The sequence below is a fragment of the Orrella dioscoreae genome (assembly GCF_900089455.2).
GTDB classification, from domain to species: Bacteria; Pseudomonadota; Gammaproteobacteria; order Burkholderiales; family Burkholderiaceae_B; genus Orrella; species Orrella dioscoreae.
In genome coordinates this window covers 4,398,323-4,412,967 of sequence record NZ_LT907988.1, presented here as the reverse complement: position 1 = coordinate 4,412,967, position 14,645 = coordinate 4,398,323, and the positions used below count along the sequence as shown (strand labels likewise).

Below are 14,645 nucleotides of genomic sequence, written 5' to 3'. Positions count from 1 at the left end.
CAAGGAATTCTAGGTATGATGAAAAATTCTAAAAAGCGATAAATTTCGATCCGATTTGATCGTGAAAAAGAATGTCTTGAAAAAATAGGCCATAGAATGCTCTCGCTCAAACAGCTGGAAGCCTTGCACTGGATCGTCGAGCTGGGGACCTTCGAGCGTGCCGCGCAGCGGCTCAGCACGACGCAGTCCACGGTCTCGAAACGGATACAGGACCTGGAGCAGGCCACGGGCCTGGAAGTGTTCGACCGTTCCCAACGCGGCGCGCGGCTCACGCCCAAAGGCGAGGCGCTGCTGCTGATGGGGCGCCAGATCCTCGCCCTGTCGGAGCAGATCCTGGACCTGCAGGCCGGCGGCTCGATGCCCTTGCGGACCTTGCGCCTGGGCGTGACCGAACTGACGGCCTGGACGTGGCTGCCCAAGCTGGTCAGCGCCCTGCAGGCCCGCTATCCGGCGCTGGTGCTGGAGCCGGAGGTGGAGCTGGCGCGGGTGCTGTATGAACGACTGCGGGACGGGCAGGTCGACATGATCATCATCCCCGACACCTTCCGGAATCCGGACGTGATGGCGGTGATGCTGGCCGAGGTCGAGAACGCGTGGATGGCCAAGCCCGGCGTCGTGCGGCCTTCCCGGCCGCTGACCCTGCAGCAGCTGGCAGGCTATCCGGTGCTGACGCAGGGCAAGCGCTCGGGGTCGGGCATGCATTTCAGCCGCTGGCTGAAGTCGCAGGGGGTGGAGATCCCCCGCATGATCGCCAGCGACAGCCTGAACGCCATGCTGGGGATGACCGTGGCGGGCCTGGGCGTGAGCTACGTGCCCGCGGCGTGCTTCCGGTCGCTGGTGGACAGCGGCAAGCTGGAAGAGCTGCGTGTGTCGCCGTCGTTGCCGCCGGTGCCCTACACGGCGATGTACATGCTGGACCGGCCGACGTCCTTCATCGAGGAAGTGGCGGACCTGGCCAAGAGTGTGTGTGACTTTTCGAGGCCTTTCCAGGCCTGATGCTGGTGAACCCGTCCATGGGGCGCAGGCCGCGCCGCCGTGGTGAAAGAGGATGATCTGTGGCTGCCGCTCACGCAAGCGAAACTGATTCGGACACCGCGCCGCCGGGCTACACCCGGCAGGGAGAGTGCGCGCTGCTGTTCGACCCCAACCCCGACGGCGCGCTGGACCTGGTCCTGCAGCAGCGCCTGTGGTCCCTGGCCGACACGCTGAAGGCCGATGCGGCCGTGCGCGAAGTGGTGCTGGGCATGAACAACGTGCTGGTCGTGTGGCGCGAGCCCGTGGCGGCATTGGGGCCTGAAGCCGAAAGGCTGGATGCGCTGTGGCGCGACAGCACGCCGCGCGAGGGCGCGGGGCGGGTCGTGGAGGTGCCGGTGTCCTATGGTGGCCCGGAGGCCGAGGACCTGGCGCATGCCGCCGAACACGCGGGCCTGTCGCCGCGTGACTATGCCGAGCGGCATGCGGCGGGCGACTACGTGGTCTATGCCCTGGGCAGCCAGCCCGGTTTCGGCTACCTGGGCGGCCTGCCGCCCGAGCTGGCCGTGCCACGCCGGCGCGTGCCGCGGCCCAGCGTGCCGTCGGGCGCCATCATGATCGGCGGCGGGCAGGCGGGCATCCAGTCGCGCACCACGCCGTCGGGTTGGCACGTCATCGGCATGAGCACGCTGCAGTGCTTCGACGCGCGCGCCGAGCCGCCCGTGCTGCTGGCGCCGGGGGACCGCGTCCGCTTCCAGATCAAGGAGATCCGGGCATGATCGAGATCGTGCAGGCCGGCTTTCATACGTCGGTGCAGGACCCGGGCCGCCATGGCCTGCGCAGCAGCGGCATCGGCCAGAGCGGCGCGATGGACGGCTGGGCGCTGCGCCTGGTCAATGCGCTCATCGGCAACGCGGCCGATGCCGCGGCCATCGAGATCACGCTGGGCCGCAGCGCCTTTCGCTTCCAGGCCGATACGGTCTTCGCGATAGGCGGCGCCGACGGCGCGGCCATGCTGGACGGCACCGCCTTGCCGAACTGGTGGGTGCGCACCGCGCGGGCGGGCCAGGTGCTGCGCTTCGGCGCGCCGCGCAGCGGCGTGCGCACTTACCTGACGGTGCAGGGCGGCATCGACGTGCCGGCGGTGATGGGGTCGCGCGCCACCGATACCAAGGGCGCTTTCGGCGGCTTCGAGGGGCGCCTGCTGGCCAAGGGCGATGTGTTGTCCGCACGCGGCGCGGCGCCGGCCAGCCAGTCGCCCGGCTTCGGACTGTCGGTGCGCAGGCTCGATCCCTATCCCGAATTGGCCGATGGCGTGCCGGTCATCGACATCCTGCCGGCCACGGCCTGGGCCGACTTCACGGATGAGGCGCATGGGCGCCTGACGGGAGAAACCTGGCAGGTGTCGCCGCAGAGCAACCGCATCGGCAGCCGCCTGGAAGGGCCCGAACTCGTGCCGCGGCGCGTGCGTGAGCTGCACTCGCATGGCATCCTGCCCGGCGTCGTCCAGGTGCCGCCGTCCGGCCAGCCCATCGTGCAGCTGTGCGATGGCAACACCTGCGGCGGTTATCCCGTCATCGCCACCATCATCCAGCCGCAACTGCACCTGTTCGCGCAGCTCGCGCCCGGTGCGCGCCTGCGCCTGCGCCAGACCGACATGGCGGGCGCGCTGGCCGCGCAGGCGTCGCAGCAGGCGCGCCTGGCGGAAATCGAATCCATTGCCGGCGCCGCACGGGCGCGCGCCGGCCTGCCTGGAGCAGCCGCATGAAGACCATCGACATCAATTCGGACCTGGGCGAAGGCTATGGCCGCTACCGGGTTGCCGACGACGAAGCGCTGATGCCGCGCATCACGTCCGCCAACATCGCCTGCGGCTTCCATGCGGGTGATCCGGTCATCATGCGCCGCACGGCCGAACTGGCCGTGGCCAACGGCGTGCGCATCGGCGCGCACATCGGCTATCCCGACGTGCAGGGCTTCGGCCGGCGCGCGGTGAGCTTCGATGCCAAGGAACTGTCGGCGTTGACGCTCTATCAACTGGGCGCGATGCGGGCCATGGCCGACGCCGCGGGCGGGACGCTGGGCCACGTGAACTTCCACGGCGCGCTGGGCAACCTGAGTTTCGCCGACGAGGACGTGGCGCGCGCGGTGCTGCAGGCGGTGAAGGACTACGACCCGACGCTGAAGTACGTGACGCTGCCGTTCACGGCCGCGGCGCGCGTCGCGGAATCGCTGGGCCTGCAGACGGTGAACTCCTTCCTGGCCGACCGGGCCTATACCCCCGAGGGCCTGCTGGCGAGCCGCAAGCAGCCCGGCGCGATGGTGACCGACACGGCGCGGATCCGCGCGCGCGTGGCGCGGCTGCTGAGCGATGGCGAGATCGAGACCGTGGATGGGTCGGTGCGCAAGATGCCGGTGGATTCCATCCTGGTGCACAGCGATACCGCGGGCGCGCTGGACATCGCCACCGCCGTGCGCGAGGCCATCGACGCGGCGGGATATGCGGTGCGGGCGTTCTAGGCCTCAGCGACCTGACGCACGCTCCGTCTCAGCCATCTCCAGCAGCCATTGCCGGAATTTCTCCAGCGCGGGCTGGCGGCTGCGGCCCGGCGGGCAGCACAGGAAATAGCCGCGCTCGAGTTCGATGGGAAGGTCGAAGGGCACGACCAGGCGGCCCTGCTCGACGACTTCCCGAACCAGGCAGCGCTGCACCAGCGCCACGCCCATGTCGGCGATGGCGGCCTGGATGAGGATGGAGACCTGGTCGAAGCCGCTGACCAGGTTGAGCGCAGGCGGCTGTGCGCCCGCGGCGCGCAACCACTGCGTCCAGTTGCCCGGCGCGGTGGTGTGATACAGCAGGGGCTCGCGCCCCAGGTCGCCAGGCGCTTGCCACTGGGCGCGGGCGGCGCGGTCGGGATGGCAGACAGGCACGACTTCGCGGCCGATGAGATACGTGCAATCCAGTCCTGGCCATTGCCGTTGGCCGATGCCGGTCAGGATGGCGGCGTCGGGGGTGGCGCCCGAGAAATCCTCGTCCTTGCGGTAGGGCACGAAGCGCACCTGCACCTCGGGATGGCGCGCGGCGAAGTCGCGCATGCGCGGCACCAGCCAGACACTGGCCAGCGTGGGCACGCTGGAGAGCACCAGTTCGTTGTGGCCGCGGCCACGCAGGAGCCCCGCGCTGGCAAGTTCGATGGCGGACAGCGGTTCGCCCACCGCCGCCAGCAGGTCGCGGCCGGTCTCGGTCAATTCCAGGCGATGCGCGTCGCGCTTCATCAGCGGCTTGCCGAAGTGCGCTTCCAGCCGCGCCACGGCCCGGCTGATCGCGCCCTGGGTCACGCACAGTTCCTCCGCGGCGCGCGTGAAGCTGCCCGTGCGCGCGGCGGCCACGAAGGCGTGCAGTTCCGACATGGATGGCGAGGCGATGCGCATGGCGGTTTTCCCGTTCTTCTAAGAATGATCTTTGGTAATGATACTGTGCCGGAATGTCGTTTGTCCGGGGGGGCGCGACGGGCGCAGACTACGCCGCTTCCCGTCATTTCGACTGCCGATCCGTCCCCAAGGATGCCCTCATGAAGACTTCCCAGCGCCTGTCGATGTTCGCCCGCGCCACCCTGGCCGCCGGCGTGCTGGCCCTTGCCGGGGCGGCGCAAGCCGAATTCCCCGATCATTCCATCCGCCTGATCGTTCCCTTCGCCGCCAGCGGCACGACCGACCTGGCCGCGCGCCTGGTGGCCGAGTTCGCCGGCCGCGAACTGGGCCAGACCATCGTGGTGGAGAACCGCGCCGGCGCCGGCGGCTCGCTGGGCATGGAGCAGGTGGCGCGCGCCGCGGCTGACGGCTATACCCTGGGCATGGCGACCATGAGCACGCACGGCACCAACCCCGTGGTGTACGCGGGCCGCCTGCGCTACGACCCCATCAAGGACTTCGCGCCCGTCAGCAACGTGGCGACGGTGCCCAGCGTCTTCGCCGTGCACCCCAGCGTGCCCGCCAAGACCATGCAGGAATTCATCGCGTTGGCCAAGGCCGAGCCGGGGAAATACACCTATGCGAGCCCGGGCACGGGGTCGCTGGGCAATGCCAACGTCGAGCACTTCGCCGCGCTGGCCGGCATCCAGCTGTTGCACATCCCGTACAAGGGCGGTGGCCCCGCCATGAACGATGCCATCGCCGGGCAGGTCAACGCCATCACCGACAACCTGCCGTCGGCGCTGGCCCATATCCGCGCCGGCCGCCTGCGCGCGCTCGCCGTGCTGGGCGAGCAGCGTTCGCCCATGCTGCCCGACGTGCCCACCTATGTGGAACTGGGCTACCCGCAGATGGGCGGTGGCGGCTGGTTCGGCATCGTCGCGCCCGCCGGCACGCCCAAGGACGTCGTGGCCAGGCTCAACAGCGCCATCCACGCCGCCATGAAGCAGCCCGAGTTCATCACCAAGATGGAAGAGGCCGGCGCCACGCTGATTCCCGGCACGCCCGAGCGTTTTGGCGAGCAGATCGGCGAGGCCATCCAGCGCTACCAGCGCGCCGCCAAGATCGCCAAGTTCCAGGTGGAGTGAGCATGACCGAACGCAATCCGGCCTATACCTTGCGTGGTCCCGAGGCCGCGCCCATCGCGCTGGTCTGCGACTCGCCGCACAGTGGCGTGGACTATCCGGCTGATTTCGGCCATGCGGTGGACCGCCAGGTGCTGCGCGCGGCCGAGGATACCCACGTCGAGGCCCTGTGGCAGGACGTGCCCGCGGTAGGCGGCACCCTGCTGGCCGCGCATTTCCCGCGCAGCTATGTCGATGCGAACCGCAGCGAGGACGATATCGACGCGGCGCTGCTGGCCGAACCCTGGCCCCAGCCCTTGTCGCCCAGCGAGAAGACGCGCCTGGGCTATGGCCTGATCTGGCGGCGGGTCAATGCCGCCACGCCGATCTATGACCGCCTGCTGTCGCTGGACGAGGTGCAAGGCCGCATCGCACGCTGCTATCGGCCCTACCACGCGGCGCTGGCGAACGCCATCGAGGACACGGCGGCGCGCTTCGGCGGCGTGTGGCATTTGAACCTGCACTCCATGCCGAACAATGCCTATGAACGCCTGCAGATCCAGAGCGCGCATCCGCTGGCCGATTTCGTGCTGGGCGACCGTGACGGCACGACCTGCGAGCCGGCCTTCGTCGACCTGATCGAGCGTGAACTCAAGGCTTGCGGCTATTCGGTGGCGCGCAATGATCCCTACAAGGGCGTGCAGCTGATCGCCAAGATCGGCCAGCCCGCGCGCAAGCGCAACAGCCTGCAGATCGAGATCCGCCGTCCCGTGTACATGGATGAAGCCAGCCGCGAGCGCAGCGCCGATTTCGCGACGGTGCAGCGTGATCTCTCGGGTTTGCTGGGCAAGATCGCGGCCTATCTGCGTGAACAGGCGCCCGTGCCTGCGTCCAAAGCCTGATGTAAAGACGATTCCTGGCTGACGCAGGGCTGATATTGCCCCTGCGCTCGCCTTGCGCAATGCGAGGTGTGACAGTTGGTGACACCCCCGGCCAGTGCCAGACTGGCGCCTTTTCCGCGAGGGAGGGCAAGCATGGGGATTCCGCACAGGCCGGGTCCGGTCTCGGGTCCGGTCCCGGGGCCGGTCGCCGAGCCCGCATTGACGCCACGCGAACGGGAGGTCTTCGCGTACGTGGCGGCTGGCAGGGCCAACAAGGTCATTGCGATCGAGCTGGGCATTTCGATGCGCACGGTGGAAATCCATCGTGCGCGCATCTTCCGGAAATTCTGCGTGCGCAACGCGGCCGAGCTGGCGCGCCGGCTGTACGGCGGGGCCAGCGGCCCGGCGTGGCTCTTGAACGAGGCGGCCTTGCCCTATGGCCGGGAGGCCTATGGCTTCTGCGAGGGACCGTGGTGTCCCTGGCCGCGCCGCGAGCCGTAAGGAAGCGGGGCAGGCGCGGGCGGGAAGGTCCCGCCTTGCGCTGCCGCCGGGCTTCGCTCAGTCGCAGGCGGGCGGGGCGGCCTTGGCCAGTTCGTCGATGGCGTCCAGGTCGGGCTGGCGCGTCAGGCGGTACTCCAGGTTGGGCGACTGGCCACCCACCGAACGCACCTGCAGGACGTTGTTCGCCACCATGAGCAGTTCGGCGCGGGTGTTGCCGTTGGCTTCCTGCACGATCACGCGCGCGGGACGCTCGGGAATGCCGCGCCAGCAACCTTGCTCGACCGCCGGCTTGGCCTGGGCGCCCAGGCTCGTGCTGCGCGCGCGCCAGCGGCCGTTGGGCGAGAGCGTCAGGCTCACGCGCTGGGCCGTACAGTTCAGGGCGGGCGTGAAACACGGCACGGTGCCGAGGAAGGTCAGCGGCTCGGGAATGACGCGTGCGGCCATGGGATTCACCGGGCTCGGCGTTTCGTTGGGCAGCGAGGTGGCGCCCCCCGTGCGGCCGGTGATCGGCGTGTCCTCGGCGATCTGCGTGGTGCGCGCGGGCTGGCCCGGCTGGCCGGGCTGGTCAGGCTTGAGTTCGAGCTGGATCTGCGAAGGCGGGCGCACCGCGCCGCGGCCACGCGAGTCCTGGTATTGGGTCTGCGCGTCGGTGATCGTGCTTTCGGCGGGCGGGTTGTAGTAGCCCGGCTGCGCCTGCTGCGCGCAGGCGCCGGCCAGCAGGGTCACGGCAGCGGCGCCGGCGCAACGGACGAAGACGCGCCCGAGCGGGCGGCGCGACAGGACAGGGTGGGAGGCTTGCTGGCTGGGCATGGAAAGCGTCCGGTTCCGTCGGCGCTGGGCCGACGCGATAGAGGTATGGGAGGGTGGAATGTGCCAGATTTTACGCATATGGCCGGGGTATCGCACTGGTATCATCGCAAGCCATGTGGCAGACGGTGTACCTCTCCCCGGCGTTCGCCGTGTCGCTGGCGGCCTTCCTGGGGGCCATCGCCGGCGGCGGCCTCTGCGCGCTTGCGCATTACCTGCCGCGCAGCATGGAAGCCCGTTGGGCCGAGCAATGCCGCGAGTACCTGGCGTCGCGCGAAGCGACCCTCCCGGGCGAGGCGCCGTCGCCCGACACCGCCGATGACATTCCCACGGCGCATGCCGCCCTGGCGCCGTCCCCCGAACTTTCGGTGCCTCCCTCATGGCCGGCCATGCTGGCCACCGCGCTGGTCTGCGCGCTGCTCTTCGTCTTGTGTGCCTGGCGCTTCGGCGGCACGCCATTGGCCTTGGCAGGCATGGTGCTGCTGGGCGCCTTGCTGCTGCTGGGCCTGATCGATCTCGGGACCTCGCTGCTGCCCGATTCCATCACGCTGCCGTTGCTGTGGGCGGGCTTGCTCGTCAACCTGCAGGGCGGCTTGACGTCGCTGCCGCAGGCGGTCCTGGGGGCGGTGGTGGGGTATCTGTGCCTGTGGCTGCTGTTCCATGCGTTCAAGTTCTGCACCGGCCGCGAAGGCATGGGTCATGGCGACTTCAAGTTGCTGGCGGCGCTGGGCGCCTGGCTGGGGCTGTCGGCGCTGCCCATGCTGCTGCTGGTGTCGTCGATCTCCGGCGTCATCATCGGGCTGACCTTGGTGCGCCTGGGCCGGGCGGCGCGTGGCCAGGCGCTGCCTTTCGGTCCGTACCTGGCCGTGGCGGGCGCGATCACCCTGCTGGGTGGTGGCTACGCGGGCGCTCCCCTGTTCGGCTTGGGCTGACGCCATGGATGCCAACGACCCCGCAAGCGCACAGGGCAAGCTGGCCATCGGCCTGACTGGCGGCATCGGCTCGGGCAAGACGCGGGTGGCCGACCTGCTGGCGCAATGGGGCGCCTCGGTCATCGATACCGACCTGATCGCGCATGCATTGACCGGTCCCGGCGGCGAGGCCATGCCGGCGCTGCGCGACGCTTTCGGTCCGGACATCGTCGCTGCCGACGGCGCAATGGATCGTGCGGCGATGCGTGAACGGGTCTTCGCCGACCCGGGCGCACGCCAACGCCTGGAGGCCGTGCTGCACCCGCTCATCGGCGCGCGCGCGGCCGCCGAAGGCGCCCAGGCCCAAGGCGACTACGTGGTCTACGTGGTGCCCCTGCTGGTCGAGTCTGGCCGTTGGCGCGAGCGCGTGGCGCGCATCTGCGTCGTGGACTGCGAACCCGAGACGCAGGTGGCCCGCGTGCGGACGCGCAGCGGGCTGACGATCGACACCATCCGGCGTATCATGGCAGCGCAAGCGACGCGTGAGGCGCGGCTGGCGGCCGCCGATGATGTCATCGTCAACGTTGCGGCCACCACGCCCCAGGAACTGGCGTCGCGGACTTTCGAACTGCACGAGTGCTGGCGCGAGCTGGCAAGATCTACGCGCCGCAGCGCCTCCTAGCGCGCGGCAACCTTGCGAACCCCCCTCCGGCAAGGCCGGACTCCGACGGGCCATCATCGAGCGTGATCCTTTACGAATACCCTTTCAATGAACGCATCCGGGCCTTCCTGCGCCTGGAGTACCTGTTCGATCGGCTTTTCTTTTTCGCCCAACCCGGAGACGCGCGCCTGCACCAGGCGGCCGTCATCGCCCTGTTCGATCTGCTCGACGCCTGCGAGCGCGCGGACCTGAAAAGCGCCATCCTTCAGGACCTCGAGCGCCAGCGCACGTCGCTGTCCGCGCTGCGTGACCATCCCGACGTGAACCAGGATGCCCTGCTTTCCACCCTGGGCGAGGTCGAGCGCGTGAGTGCGGCGCTGGCCGCGCAAGGCAAGGTGGGGCAGGCGCTGCGCGAAAACGAATGGCTGGTCAGCCTGCGCGGCCGCCTGGCCGTGCCCGGCGGCGCCACGCAGGTCGACATGCCTTCCTATTTCGCCTGGCAAAGCAAGCCGGAGTCCGTGCGCCACGGCGACCTGCAGCGCTGGATCACGCCCATGCAGCCGCTGTCCGAGGCGCTCAACATGGTGCTGCAGCTGCTGCGCGGCGCTGGCCGGCGCAAGGACATTGCCGCCGAGCAGGGGGCCTACCAGGAAATGCTGGGCGGCAAGATCCACCAGCTCCTGCGCGTCTGGGTCGACGACAGCCTGGGCGTGTTTCCCGAGATCAGCGCCAACAAGTACATGGTGTGGATCCGCTTCTCCACCCAGGATGGGGAGTTGAAACCCCAGCAGGTCTCGCGGACGGTGCCCTTCAGTCTGGCGTTGTGCGGCGGGGGCTGAGCGGCCCCGTTTCCGGCGCCAGGTCCCCATCCCAGCCGCCCCCAAGCGCCGTCATCAACTGCACGCTGGCCTGCAATTGCGTGCCCTGCAGCTGCAACAGCGTGCGGCGCGCGGTCAGCGTGGTGTTCTGCGCCACCGCCACTTCCAGGAAGGTCACGATGCCTTCGCGATAGCGATTGGTGACCAGCGTCTCGTTCTCTTCCGCCAGCGCCACCACGCGGCGTTGCTGCACGATCTCGGCTTCCATGGTGCGCAACAGCGCCAGCGCGTCTTCGGTTTCGCGCAGGCCGTCCAGCACCGTCTGGCGATAGCGCGCCACCTGTTCGTCGTAGCTGGCCGTGGCCTGTGCCAGGGCGGCCGAGCGCGCGCCGCCGTCGAAGAGCGAGAGCGCCAGCGCCGGGCCCAATGACCACACCCGATAGGGGGCCGAGATCCAGTCGGCGAAGTTGTTGTGTTGCAGGCTGCCCGAGGCGCTGAGCGTCAGGTCCGGGAACCAGGCGGCTTCGGCCACGCCGATGCGCGCGTTGGCGGCGGCCACGGTGCGCTCGGCCGAGGAAATGTCGGGCCGGCGTTGCAGCAGCGTCGAGGGCAGCGCCTGCGGAATGGCAGGCAGGCGCGGCAGGCCGTCGACGCGGGGCAGCGAGAAATCGGACGGCACGCGGCCCACCAGCACGGCGATGGCGTTTTCCTGCTGGGCGCGCTGCCAGTCCAGGTCGCGCAGTTGCACGCGCACCTGTTCCAACTGGGTTTCCGCCTGGACGACGTCGGCGCGTGCGGTCAGGCCTGCCTCGTACTGGTTGCGGGTCAGCGTGAACGAGCGCTCATAGGCCTGCACCGTCTGGCTGAGCAGCACGGCTTGCTGGTCCAGCACGCGCAGCTGGAAATAGGCCAATGCCAGGGAGGATTGCGCGGACAGGCGCGCGGCGGCAAGGTCCGCCGCGCTGGCTTGCGCCGTGGCGCGGCCGGCTTCCACTTCGCGGCGTACCCTGCCCCAGATGTCGGGCAGCCAGGAGGCGGTCAGGCCGGCCTCATAGCGCGTGCCGGCGTTGCTGCCGGACCCTTGCCCGCCGCCATTGCCGCTGCTGCCGCTGCGGCTGGCGGATGCCGAGGCGCCCAGTGTCGGGAAGAAGCCTGCGCGCGCGCCGTCGGAAAGCGCCAGCGCCTGCCGGTAGCGGGCCTCGGCCTGGGCCAGGTTCTGGTTGGACACGTCGATGTCGCGCACCAGCGCGGACAGCGTGCCGTCCTGGTAGCGCGCCCACCACTGATCGTCCCGCATGACCTCGGCCGGCTCGGCCAGGCGCCAGCCGTCCAGCTGCTTGAACTGGGCGGACATCGGGGTGGCGGGGCGCTCGTAGTCGGGGCCGATGGCGCAGCCGGCCAGCAGCAGGGGCAGGGCCAGCGCGGCCGGATGAAGGCGCAGGGAGAGTCGGGGCAGTCGCATCATTGTTCGCCTTGCGGCAGGGCAGCCGGCGCGGGCGCGGCGGGTTCGCGGCGCGCCCGCAGGCGGTCCAGGTAAAGGTAGACCACGGGGGTGGTGTAGAGCGTGAGCAGTTGGCTGACGGCCAGGCCGCCGACGATGGCGATGCCCAGCGGCTGGCGCATCTCGGCGCCGTCGCCCGAGCCCAGCACCAGCGGCAGCGCGCCCAGCAGGCCGGCCAGGTTGGTCATCAGGATGGGCCGCAGGCGCATGCGCGCCGCCTTGTAGATGGCGCGCAGGGGCGACAGGCCTTCGCGGCGCTGGGCGACCAGCGCGAAGTCGATCATGAGGATGGCGTTCTTCATGACGACGCCGATCAGCAGGAACAGTCCCAGCAACGCGATGAGGGTAAATGGCGTATTGGTGAGCCGCAGCGCGAGCAAGGCGCCGATGCCGGCGGACGGCAGCGTGGACAGGATGGTGATGGGATGCAGCAGGCTTTCATAGAGCACGCCCAGCACCAGGTAGACCGCGATCAGCACGCCCAGGATCAGCAGCGGCTGGGTCTCGGCGCTTTGCACGAAACTGGAGGCCGTGCCGCCCATGCGCGCCTGCACGGCGGTGGGCAGCATGACCTCCGCCAGCGCGCGCTGCACGCCTTCGATCGCCTGTTCCAGGGCGACGCCTTCCGCCGCGGAGAAGCTGATGTCGGCGGAAGCGAACTGGTCCGTGTGGCTGACGCGGTCGTTCACCTGGCTGTACCGGTAGCTTGCGACCGCGGACAGCGGGATGCGCGTGCCGTCCGCGGTCAGGATGAGCAACTGGTTCAGGACCGTGGGCGACTGCGTGTATTGCGGCTCGACCTCCATCACGATCCGGTACTGGTTCAGCGTGCTGTAGAGCGTGGCGACCTGGCGTTGGCTGAAGGAGTTGTTCAGCACCTGCGTGATGGTGTTCATGTCCACGCCCAGCCGGCGCGCGGCTTCGCGGTCGATGTCGAGCGTGATCTGCTGGGTCCCTTCGCCAGGGCCGCCGTCCACGTCCGTGATCTCCGGCACGTTGCGCATGGCTTCCAGGACGCGCGTTTCCCATTGGCGCAACAGGTCCAGGTCGCCGGAGAGCAGGGTGAGCTCGTAGCTGCCCGAATTGTCCGACAGGTTGGGCATGCGCAGGTCCTGGTTCACGTTGAGGAACAGGATCCCGGCAGGCAGCGCGGGCTGCGAGGTGCGCAGGCGGGCGACCACTTCGTCGGCCGACACGCGTTCGGCCCGAGGCTTCAGGCGCACGTCGATGCGGGCGTTGCTGATGCCGCGATCCCCCCCGCTGCTGCCGACCACGTCTTCCACGGCGGGATCGGCCAGCAGCAGCTGGCGATAGATCTCCATCTTCGGCAGCATCGATTGATAGGAGGCGCCATCGTCACCGCGCACGAAGGCGCGCAGCTGGCCGGTGTCCTGCTCGGGCAGGAAACCCTTGGGTATCGCGATGTACAGCGTGACGTTCAGCGCCACCACGCCGACCAGGATCAGCAGCACCCATGGCGCGCGCCGCAGGCTCCAGCGCAAGCTGCGGGAGTAGCCGTCCAGCAGCCGTCCGAACAGGCGCTCGCTGGTTTCCTGCAGCCGGTTGCGGCGCTCGGTGCTGTCATGCCTGGGCAGCAGGCGTGCGCAGAGGCTGGGGGTGAGCGTGAGCGAGACCGCCAGCGAGACGACCATCGCGGCAGCCAGCGTGATGGAGAATTCCCGGAACAGGCGCTCGACGAGTCCGCCCATGAAGAGAATGGAGACGAACACCACGATCAGCGCGACGTTCATGGCCAGCAGCGTGAAGCCCACTTCGCCCGCCCCGCGCATGGCGGCGCGGAAAGGCGTCATGCCGCGTTCGATGTGGCGCTGGATGTTTTCCATGACCACGATGGCATCGTCCACGACCAGGCCCGCTGCCACGATGAGCGCCATCAGCGACAGGTTGTTCAGCGAGAACCCGTACAGGTACATGATGGTGAAGGTGCCGATCAGGGACACCGGGATCGCCACGCTGGGGATCAGCGCGGCGCGCAGGCTGCCCAGGAATCCCAGGACCACCAGCACCACCAGGCCCGCCGCCAGCAGCAGCGTGATCTGCGCCTCGTGCAGCGTGGCGCGGATGACGGGCGAGCGGTCCAGCACGACCTTCAGTTCGGCCGAGGCGGGCACCAGCGCATGCAAGGCGGGCAGTTGGGCATTGATGGCGTCGATGGTCTCGACGATGTTGGCGCCCGGTTGGCGGCTGACCTCGATGCTGACGGCGGGTTCATTGTTGTGGAAACCGCTGGAGTAGCGGTTTTCCACCGAATCCGTCACCGTGGCGATGTCGCCCAGGCGCACCGCGCGGCCGTCGATGTAGCGGATGATGAGCGGCCGGTATTCCTCGGCGCGGCGCAGCTGGTCGGAGGTCTGGATCTGCCATTGCAGGTCGTTGCCGACCAGGTCGCCCCGCGGGCGCAGCGGATTGGCGTCGGTCAGGGCGCGCCGGACATCGTCCAGCGCGATGCCATAGGCAGCCAGCGCGTTGGGGTTCAACTGCACCCGCACGGCGGGCAGCGAAGCGCCGCTGACGGTGACGTCGCCCACGCCGGGAACCTGCGCGATCTTCTGCGCCAGGATCGTCGAGGCGACGTCGTAGAGCTTGCCGCGCGACAGGTCGCGCGAGGACAGCGCCAGCGTCAGGACGGGGGCCTGCGAGGGATTGATCTTGCGGTACGACGGCCGCGAAGGCATGCCCGAGGGCAGCGTGGCCTGCGCGGCGTTGATCGCCGCCTGCACGTCGCGGGCGGCATCGTTGATGTTGCGGTCCAGCTCGAATTGCAGCATGACCGTGGTGGATCCGGTGTTGCTGGACGAACGCAGCGCCGTCACGCCTGCGATGGACCCCATGGCGCGTTCGAGCGGCGCAGCCACCGTGGACGCCATGGTCTCGGGATCGGCGCCGGGCAGGTTGGCGTTGACCACGATGGCCGGAAAGTCGACCTGGGGCAACGGCGCGACCGGCATCAGCCGCCAGGACAGCAGGCCCAGCAGCAGGACCGCGATCGCCAGCAGCAGGCTGGCGACGGGACGCCGCACGAAGGGACGCGACAGGT

General features: G+C 69.2%; 14 protein-coding genes. 10 read left to right on the top strand and 4 right to left on the bottom strand.

Annotated features, from left to right (window positions below; translation table 11 throughout):
• The first annotated feature begins 96 nt into the window (after positions 1-96).
• From ODI_RS20250 to ODI_RS20235, 4 genes are read left to right on the top strand one after another with little or no spacing between them, the layout of a single operon-like run.
• A complete protein-coding gene (locus tag ODI_RS20250; RefSeq protein WP_067750661.1) occupies positions 97-996 on the top strand; it encodes a LysR family transcriptional regulator in 900 nt (299 codons plus the stop codon).
• Between the two features lie 59 nt (positions 997-1,055).
• The gene (gene pxpB / locus ODI_RS20245; protein WP_074046769.1) at positions 1,056-1,751 is read left to right on the top strand and encodes a 5-oxoprolinase subunit PxpB; all 696 of its coding nucleotides are present in this window, start codon (positions 1,056-1,058) and stop codon (positions 1,749-1,751) included.
• The gene (locus tag ODI_RS20240) at positions 1,748-2,740 is read left to right on the top strand and encodes a 5-oxoprolinase subunit C family protein (RefSeq protein WP_067750659.1); all 993 of its coding nucleotides are present in this window, start codon (positions 1,748-1,750) and stop codon (positions 2,738-2,740) included. The genes pxpB and ODI_RS20240 overlap by 4 nt, the downstream gene beginning before the upstream one ends.
• Positions 2,737-3,492 carry a LamB/YcsF family protein gene (locus ODI_RS20235; RefSeq protein ID WP_067750655.1) on the top strand — a complete coding sequence of 252 codons (756 nt, stop codon included), beginning with the start codon at positions 2,737-2,739 and terminating at the stop codon, positions 3,490-3,492. The genes ODI_RS20240 and ODI_RS20235 overlap by 4 nt, the downstream gene beginning before the upstream one ends.
• A 3-nt stretch (positions 3,493-3,495) precedes the next feature.
• Here the strand turns inward: ODI_RS20235 and ODI_RS20230 are convergent, their stop codons facing one another.
• A complete protein-coding gene (locus ODI_RS20230; protein WP_067750652.1) occupies positions 3,496-4,404 on the bottom strand; it encodes a LysR substrate-binding domain-containing protein in 909 nt (302 codons plus the stop codon).
• A 164-nt stretch (positions 4,405-4,568) separates the two neighbouring features.
• On the opposite strand from ODI_RS20230, the gene ODI_RS20225 reads away from it, so the two are divergent.
• From ODI_RS20225 to ODI_RS20215, 3 genes are all read left to right on the top strand, one after another.
• Complete coding sequence (locus ODI_RS20225; protein WP_067750800.1) at positions 4,569-5,531, top strand: tripartite tricarboxylate transporter substrate binding protein BugE; 963 nt, start codon at positions 4,569-4,571, stop codon at positions 5,529-5,531.
• A 2-nt stretch (positions 5,532-5,533) separates the two neighbouring features.
• Positions 5,534-6,409 carry an N-formylglutamate amidohydrolase gene (locus ODI_RS20220; RefSeq protein WP_067750650.1) on the top strand — a complete coding sequence of 292 codons (876 nt, stop codon included), beginning with the start codon at positions 5,534-5,536 and terminating at the stop codon, positions 6,407-6,409.
• Between the two features lie 132 nt (positions 6,410-6,541).
• The gene (locus ODI_RS20215; RefSeq protein ID WP_082985192.1) at positions 6,542-6,889 is read left to right on the top strand and encodes a response regulator transcription factor; all 348 of its coding nucleotides are present in this window, start codon (positions 6,542-6,544) and stop codon (positions 6,887-6,889) included.
• 57 nt (positions 6,890-6,946) lie between these two features.
• Here ODI_RS20215 and ODI_RS20210 read toward each other — a convergent pair whose 3' ends face one another.
• A complete protein-coding gene (locus ODI_RS20210; protein WP_067750647.1) occupies positions 6,947-7,699 on the bottom strand; it encodes a copper resistance protein NlpE N-terminal domain-containing protein in 753 nt (250 codons plus the stop codon).
• Between the two features lie 113 nt (positions 7,700-7,812).
• Here ODI_RS20210 and ODI_RS20205 point away from each other — a divergent pair, with 113 nt between their 5' ends.
• From ODI_RS20205 to zapD, 3 genes are all read left to right on the top strand, one after another.
• Positions 7,813-8,628: a prepilin peptidase gene (locus ODI_RS20205; RefSeq protein WP_067750644.1), complete on the top strand. Its 816-nt coding sequence runs from the start codon at positions 7,813-7,815 to the stop codon at positions 8,626-8,628.
• A 4-nt stretch (positions 8,629-8,632) separates the two neighbouring features.
• Complete coding sequence (coaE, locus tag ODI_RS20200; protein ID WP_067750641.1) at positions 8,633-9,289, top strand: dephospho-CoA kinase; 657 nt, start codon at positions 8,633-8,635, stop codon at positions 9,287-9,289.
• A gap of 62 nt (positions 9,290-9,351) precedes the next feature.
• The gene (gene zapD / locus ODI_RS20195) at positions 9,352-10,107 is read left to right on the top strand and encodes a cell division protein ZapD (protein WP_067750637.1); all 756 of its coding nucleotides are present in this window, start codon (positions 9,352-9,354) and stop codon (positions 10,105-10,107) included.
• On the opposite strand, the gene ODI_RS20190 is transcribed toward zapD, so the two are convergent.
• Both ODI_RS20190 and ODI_RS20185 read right to left on the bottom strand, forming a co-directional pair.
• Positions 10,079-11,551: an efflux transporter outer membrane subunit gene (locus ODI_RS20190; RefSeq protein WP_067750634.1), complete on the bottom strand. Its 1,473-nt coding sequence runs from the start codon at positions 11,549-11,551 to the stop codon at positions 10,079-10,081. The genes zapD and ODI_RS20190 overlap by 29 nt on opposite strands.
• Positions 11,548-14,643: an efflux RND transporter permease subunit gene (locus ODI_RS20185; RefSeq protein ID WP_067750798.1), complete on the bottom strand. Its 3,096-nt coding sequence runs from the start codon at positions 14,641-14,643 to the stop codon at positions 11,548-11,550. Before ODI_RS20185 ends, ODI_RS20190 begins: the two co-directional genes overlap by 4 nt.
• Between the last annotated feature and the right edge of the window lie 2 nt (positions 14,644-14,645).